Origin of the sequence: Novosphingobium sp. (assembly GCF_031424035.1) — a bacterium.
Classification (GTDB): domain Bacteria; phylum Pseudomonadota; class Alphaproteobacteria; order Sphingomonadales; family Sphingomonadaceae; genus Novosphingobium.
The window spans coordinates 1-6,227 of the sequence record NZ_JANPGP010000132.1; the positions used below are offsets into that span (position 1 = coordinate 1).

Sequence of the window (6,227 nt, forward strand, 5' to 3'; positions counted from 1 at the left end):
CATCAGCGCGATTGATCGTGACTTCCGTGCAGCCACTGACCCCGTCCGGAGCAAGGTGCACCGAAGCCGTGCGACTGATCGAACCCGTACCGTTAGCGAAGGTTCCCCAGGCGGCATGCGTCAGGTCGTTGCTGCGCAACAACGTGTTGGTTGATGCCGGTTCGATCAGCAGCCCCAGCCATTCCCCCGCGATCAGACTGTGGTCATAGCGCGCGGTGTCGATTGCGGCTGTCTGAAGCAGCCCGTCGTCCCCGATGAAGGTGGCCGTGCTGGCGCGGGTGAAGGCGGAAAGCACGGGCTGGATGGCCACCGCCGCCTTGCGCCGATGCCCCCCGAAACCGAAACCGAAACCAAATCGCGGCATGTCAGAATTCCGCGACCAGGTCGGCGGCCGTCGTGCCGTTGGCCGTCGACCGGATGATCTCGAAATAGCCGTCGAGCAGCTGCCCGTTGGCGACATTCTTGTAGGTTACGTCGGCCGAGCTGCCCGGCGCGCGGCCGATCACCGTGCCGCCGGTGCCGACAAAGATCGCCTTTGCCGGGATCGCGAACGTCGTGTCGCCAGCAAGATTGACCGCGATCTTTTCCAGCGCCGGCGAAATCCCGTTGATGCTGTTGATGTTCTTGCCCATCGTGTCGGTTCCTTCGTTAAAGCTCAGGGGTTGCAATCAGTCGCCGCTGGCGTCGTCGCCGGCAGGCTCGGCTGCAACAACAGCCGCCGGGTTCTCGCGCCGCAGCATACGTGCCTGCATGTCGGCCAGCTCGGCGCGCACCGGGGCGAGCTGCTGGCGCACCAGTTCGGGCAGCAAGCTGTTCAAGTCCTCCTGCATCTTGATCGAGCGGGCCTTGATTTCTTCCTTGGCTGCGCGGCGGGCGGCATCTGCCATTTTCTGGGGATCACTCATGTTCTGCTCCTATGCGTAGATTGGCGGATAGACGGTCGAGACGATCTGCTCGGCGCGGAACTTCGATGCGAGCATGGCTTCGGCATAGAACCCGGTCGGCATGGCGCGGTTATCGCCCACCACGTCGTCGGACAGGTCAACCGCGCCCGACACCGTTGCCCAGCTGTCGAACTTCGAAGCGAAGCCGAGAGATACCTTGAAGTCGCCGGTTAGGGCCGACGCGCTGATAAGCGTCGTTCCGGCCCCCTGTCGCTCACTGGTGATATTTCCGGCAACACTCAGATGAAGGCCGGCGCAATAGCCCTGCACCTGCATGAAACTGCCGATCATCGACGGATTGGCATGGATGCCGTTGCCCTCGATTTCGAGCAAGCACGGCGGCTTGATCTGTGTCACGCCGTCCTGGTTGAATACGCCATTGTTGACGATGACCTTGATCGGCATGATGTCGAAGGCCGCGCCGGTCTTTTTGTTGCCGTAGATGGTGTTCCGTTTGTAGCTGATCTTGTCGGCGCTGTTGTTCTCGATGAACAGCTGCACCGGATAGCCATAGCCGATGTTGTCGTGGATCTCGACATTGCCCAGGTAGATCGGCTGGCCCTGCTGGAAGGCAAGGTAGAACAGCGCGGGCGGCACGTCTGTCGTGCTTTCCGGGTTGTTCCAGAACCAGTTGTTGCGGATCGAAAGTCGATCGGCCGAATGATAGATCAGGAAGAACCCGCCCGAGGAGCGGTTGCCCTCGATCGTCACGTTGCGCGCGGTGCGGAAGGCGACATTTGCCAGCCCGTTGTCGACCCCGGCAAGCTGGGTCGAGATCACAGGATAATCATAGGGCACGTCAAACTGGTTGTTGCGCACCGTCACCCGGTTGCAGCCGAGGATACGCAGCGAATAGGAAAACGGCCGGTATCCGCCGCCCGGCTTGACCGAAAGCTTGAAATAGCAATTCTCGATCAGGATATTGTGACCTTCGGGGATGATCGGCTGATACAGCACATCCTCGAACCGGCAGTCATGAATGTGGACAAAGCTCGGCGTCCACCACGTCGTGCCAGCGACGTCATTGGTTGGTCCGGTTCCGCCGAACGACACACGGATGCCGGTGTCCGAAAGATCGAAGAACAGGTGGTCGAACTCGAAATCTTCCATGGTCTCGGCCACGGTCACCACGTTGACGCGCGGGCTCACGTTGATGTGGAACTGGGCGTCGGCATTGTCGGCATCATACAGCCCGGTAAACCGCATGTGGCTGATCCGCGTCCCGCCGCTGGTCGCCACGCCGAAGCTGTTATAGACACCGGCGCCGTTGTTCTCGACCACGGTCGCCTTGCCGACACCGCCCCAATGCCCCGCCTTGTTGATGCGCAGATCGTTCCACTTGAACGTGCCCGCCGCGAACTTCACGTCGCGGCCATCTTCCTTGAGCGCCTCGATCGAGCGCACGATCGCGCTGTCGTCGCCGCCGCTCGGCAGCCCGAACCAGCTTGCCTCGAAGCGCTTGCCCGGCAGCACCTTGCGCACCCATGCGCCGGCAGCGCCCGAAGGCGCAGCATCCGGCGCGGCAAACAGGCCCTTGCCGACGTCGCTGGTCACCTGCCCGGAAAGGTTGGCCGACGAAAAGACCCACGTCCCGACGCGCCCCGTCTCGGTCAGCAGCGCTGACTGGCCCGCTGCCGGCGCAATGATCGCCGTCAGCGCGGCCATGGTCGAAACAACCGAATTTGCCACAGTCGCAATCGTCGGCGCATCGAACAGGGTCGCGGCACCCGTCGCGTAGTCGAAGCCGAGATATCGGCCCTTGCGCAAGGAAGCCGCCGCCAGCGTGCCGCCTGTCTCACCTTCCGGCACCTTGATCGCCCGGTTGAGCGCCTCAAGGATAGCAACGTCCTGCTCCTGGTCGATCAGCATGGAGCGATCGAGCGCGCCTTCATGCGTCTCGGCCGGGAACGTGTCGGCCGTCGTATAGTTGGTGGTCTGCGCGCGCGGGGTCCGCCGAGTGATCCGCAGCCTTGCGCCAGCCACGGTCGACAGCAGGTTTACCGTACCGCCGCTGTCAGTTGTCCCGCCCGTCGCATTCCATTCACTGCCATAGGCCAGCGTGGCGACACCGCTCGATGTAATCCGCGTGACAACCAGATCCGTCGCCGCCAGAAAGCGGAACGGCGCGGGAAAGGCCAGCGTGACGCCGTCCTCAATATAGTCGATCGTGGCGGCAAGCGCGGCAACGGTCATATCTGCGTCCCTCGGTTAGGGCGGTGGCATCAGGCCAGCACCCGGGGACGTGTCGAGGGACGTCCCGTTGATTGCATTTGACATATCAGGCGCACGCTCGGGTGTGAAGTCCCCGGGCGACCTGTTGGTTATAGTCCTTGTGAACCTCACAGTTCCGGGCCGCGCTCGGGCCAGGTGTCGCCCGGATGCCAGAAATACTCGGTGCCCGCCTTGGCCGCATTGCGCTCCAGTCGGCGGTAGCTTTTCCGGTAATTGGGATCGACCAGCTCACCGAGGCTATCAGCCCACCAGCGGTTGAACGCGGCCCGCGAATACCAGAGGTTGCTGCCGGGGATCGCCGAGTTGAACAGCTTGGCCGCCTCGCGACCGATATTGGTATTCTTGCCTTCTGCCGCCTCACCAAGGTTACCGAGCACCAGCGAAGAGATCGGGTCGACGATCGCCCCCATCGTCGGCCCGGTCACGAAGCCGGACACCGTCGTACCGCGATCGGTCTGGAAACCCTGCGCGATGAAGTCGCCGACGATACCCAGCCCGCCACCACGCACGAAGGCGCGCGCCCACGTGCTCGCCTGATCGGCTGGCGAAGGATCCTTGCCGTTGACAATGTCGAGAAACCCGTTGGCCATGAACCCGCCCATCGTCAGGAAGGTAGGCAGCAGCACGGCATAGGCACCCCGGCTGATCCCGCCCCGCCCGTACATCGCGCGCATTAGCTGCTGCGTTACCATGATGACCGAATAGGTCTTGAACTGCGTTGCCGAATGGACCAGCTCACCGCCGACCGATCCACGCCGGAACCACGCGCTGCGCTGGTTGGTCACCGATGCGATCATCGCCTGCGCCCGCAGGCTTTCGCCCGGAATGCCGAACCGCACTTCGCTGTCGATCAGCGTCATGAACTTGATGGCGCTATCCAGTTCGGCCCCGCCGCGACGCGCCAGATCGCCCGGCCGCAGCATCTTGACCCCGTTGCCCTGATCGAATGCATCGAGCGCGCGCAGCCGGTCCCAGTCCGCCTTGCCGATGCCATAGCGTTCCAGCGCCAGCCTGTCCGCCTTCGGCAGATCGCCAAAGCCGATGGCAGCCGCATCGGCCCAGTCCTTCATGAAACCAAGGCCCAGCGCCTGCTTTCCTGCCACCGTGTGCGCTGTCAGGCCGCTGCCGCGTAAGGTAGCATCGGCTGCGCGGCGCGTCACTTCGTGGACGTTCACGCCTTGCCCTTCGCGGTACATCCGCTCACCGCGCGAAATCATGTCGTTGAAGATCAGCCCGGCATGAGCCGCCACGTCGCGCTGCCCGCTGTCGGCCAGCAGCTTGAAGTAGTCAGTCGCAACCCGCGTCGCATCGAGCCCGTTGAACTTCGCCGTCATTCCCATGAACACCGGGTCCGTCGTCACGGCAGACACTGCCGCCGACCCCAGCTTCGTCGCCACGTTCCAGTTGCGCACGCCTGAAAAGAACCGCGCCGTCCCGCGATATTCGGGCGGTACGGAGGTCAGCGAACCGCTGTAGTAATCCCACATCGATGCCAGCACGTCGGCGCTCTTTCGCGCACTCGCTTCCAGCTTGACCTGCTTTCCGCCCGCCCGCGTCGGCAGTGCCTGCTGGCCCAGCACGTCGCCCAGCCACTTAACCGTCGCCGCCGGGTTCGGCCCCAGCACCTGCATGGCCGCGATATCATGCACCATGCTGTCGATATGGCCGGTGATCGCGTCGAAGGCGTTGCCCAGCCCGAACCGCTCATTATAGGCCAGCCACGCATCGGCATCCTTGAACACCAAGAACCGGTGATCGCTGCGCCGGTTGGCCACCTTGCCTTGGCCGGTGAAGGCCCCCGGAATGCGCCCGTCCATGCCCTCGCTGGCGATATTCTGCCACGCCGCCTCGAGCGCTTCGTCCAGCGCTTCGGCACTGGCGAACGCCTTGCCCGTGCTGGTATCGATCATCTTTTCGCCAGTGATCAGCGGCCGGGTAAATTCGCGCCATTCCTCAAGGCCAGCCTGCCCCACGGCCAGCGCATCATGGCTTTGCGGATGGCCCCAGTTTTCCAGCCTGGCGATATCGCCGCCCGCCTGATTGAACAGCTGGCGCAGCCATTCCATCGTATCGCCGACCGCACCGGCCAGTTCGCGCGTTGCCGCACTCTCCACTTTCTCGCCGCGCAGCGCGCGCACGAGGTCGTTCAGGTCTGCTTCGTTGCGCACCCGCCCCAGCATGTCCCGGCGATACTTGCCAAGGAACCCGTCCATCCGGCTCCACGCCAGCTTGAACAGCGCCCCGCGCCGGTTGTCGATAGCCGCCGATCCGGCCACCGCCTCGTGATGCTCCATCACCGAAACGGCATAGTGACCGGCCTTGCCGCCCGCCTCGACATGACCGACCAGCCCTTGCAGTAGGTTCCGCTGGCTGTGGATTTGCAACAAGCCCTGCCGGCGCTCGGTCATCGCCGTGCGTTCCAGCGCGTCCATGACATCGGTCTTTGCCGCCTGCGCCGCCGCGACCTCACCCATGCGCTTGCCATAGGCCTTGTTCAGCCGCTCGTATTCCCCGCGAAACCGCGCGGCGCGCTCGGCATCAATGGACCCATCGGCTTCCAGCTTGGCGAGGCAGGCATTGAAACTCATCCGGGATCGTCCTCGTCATCGTCGTTGCTGAATGCGCGGTACGGCGTGACCACCAGCTTGGCCTCGTCCGCCAGCAGCGACATCAGGTAGGCCAGCGGCTCTGCCTGCATCGGGAAGCCCGGCGCAGTTGCGGTTAGCAGTTCGCGAACTGCCTCCATCGATCCAAGGAAGCGGTTCGCCCGGTCCTCGTGGTCCATTGCGCGGCGACGGATCATGATACGTCTCCCGCATCGATCTCGGCCACGTCCGCGCGCAGCGGCTCGGGACGGGTGAACACGCGCGCCGCGCGGTGCTTCGCCACCTTGCGGGTCCGCTGCTGCCAGCCCCACAGCGCCAGCAGCTTGCCGATCCGGTACCGGGTCGACCAGTCAAGGTCTTCGATCCCCATGCCATCGGCAGCTTGACTGATCGTGGTTTCCTGCTTGTCCACCAGATAGGCTTTGAGCGGCAGCGCCAGCGGATC

General features: G+C 63.8%; 7 protein-coding genes. All 7 read right to left on the reverse strand.

Features of this window, described 5'->3' with window-relative positions:
* Positions 1 to 364: hypothetical protein (locus RMO89_RS18320; protein ID WP_310534965.1), on the reverse strand; the 364-nt coding region annotated here is incomplete at its 3' end.
* 1 nt (position 365) lies between these two features.
* Positions 366 to 632, reverse strand: coding sequence for a hypothetical protein (locus RMO89_RS18325; RefSeq protein WP_310534966.1), 267 nt, complete (start codon positions 630 to 632; stop codon positions 366 to 368).
* A gap of 36 nt (positions 633 to 668) precedes the next feature.
* Complete coding sequence (locus RMO89_RS18330) at positions 669 to 905, reverse strand: hypothetical protein (protein ID WP_310534967.1); 237 nt, start codon at positions 903 to 905, stop codon at positions 669 to 671.
* A gap of 9 nt (positions 906 to 914) precedes the next feature.
* The gene (locus RMO89_RS18335) at positions 915 to 3,137 is read right to left on the reverse strand and encodes a right-handed parallel beta-helix repeat-containing protein (protein WP_310534969.1); all 2,223 of its coding nucleotides are present in this window, start codon (positions 3,135 to 3,137) and stop codon (positions 915 to 917) included.
* Between the two features lie 146 nt (positions 3,138 to 3,283).
* Positions 3,284 to 5,764: a hypothetical protein gene (locus RMO89_RS18340; RefSeq protein ID WP_310534970.1), complete on the reverse strand. Its 2,481-nt coding sequence runs from the start codon at positions 5,762 to 5,764 to the stop codon at positions 3,284 to 3,286.
* Positions 5,761 to 5,979 (reverse strand): hypothetical protein, encoded by a 219-nt coding sequence (locus RMO89_RS18345; protein WP_310534971.1) that lies wholly within the window; start codon positions 5,977 to 5,979, stop codon positions 5,761 to 5,763. The genes RMO89_RS18340 and RMO89_RS18345 overlap by 4 nt, the downstream gene beginning before the upstream one ends.
* Positions 5,976 to 6,227 (reverse strand): hypothetical protein (locus tag RMO89_RS18350; protein WP_310534973.1); only part of this gene is annotated, 252 nt, incomplete at its 5' end. The genes RMO89_RS18350 and RMO89_RS18345, both read right to left, overlap by 4 nt.

Bases quoted from the DNA above. Each gene is read 5' to 3' on its own strand.
- RMO89_RS18325 (WP_310534966.1), bottom strand. From the start codon at position 632: ATGGGCAAGAACATCAACAGCATCAACGGGATTTCGCCGGCGCTGGAA.
- RMO89_RS18330 (WP_310534967.1), bottom strand. From the start codon at position 905: ATGAGTGATCCCCAGAAAATGGCAGATGCCGCCCGCCGCGCAGCCAAG.
- RMO89_RS18335 (WP_310534969.1), bottom strand. From the start codon at position 3,137: ATGACCGTTGCCGCGCTTGCCGCCACGATCGACTATATTGAGGACGGC.
- RMO89_RS18340 (WP_310534970.1), bottom strand. From the start codon at position 5,764: ATGAGTTTCAATGCCTGCCTCGCCAAGCTGGAAGCCGATGGGTCCATT.
- RMO89_RS18345 (WP_310534971.1), bottom strand. From the start codon at position 5,979: ATGATCCGTCGCCGCGCAATGGACCACGAGGACCGGGCGAACCGCTTC.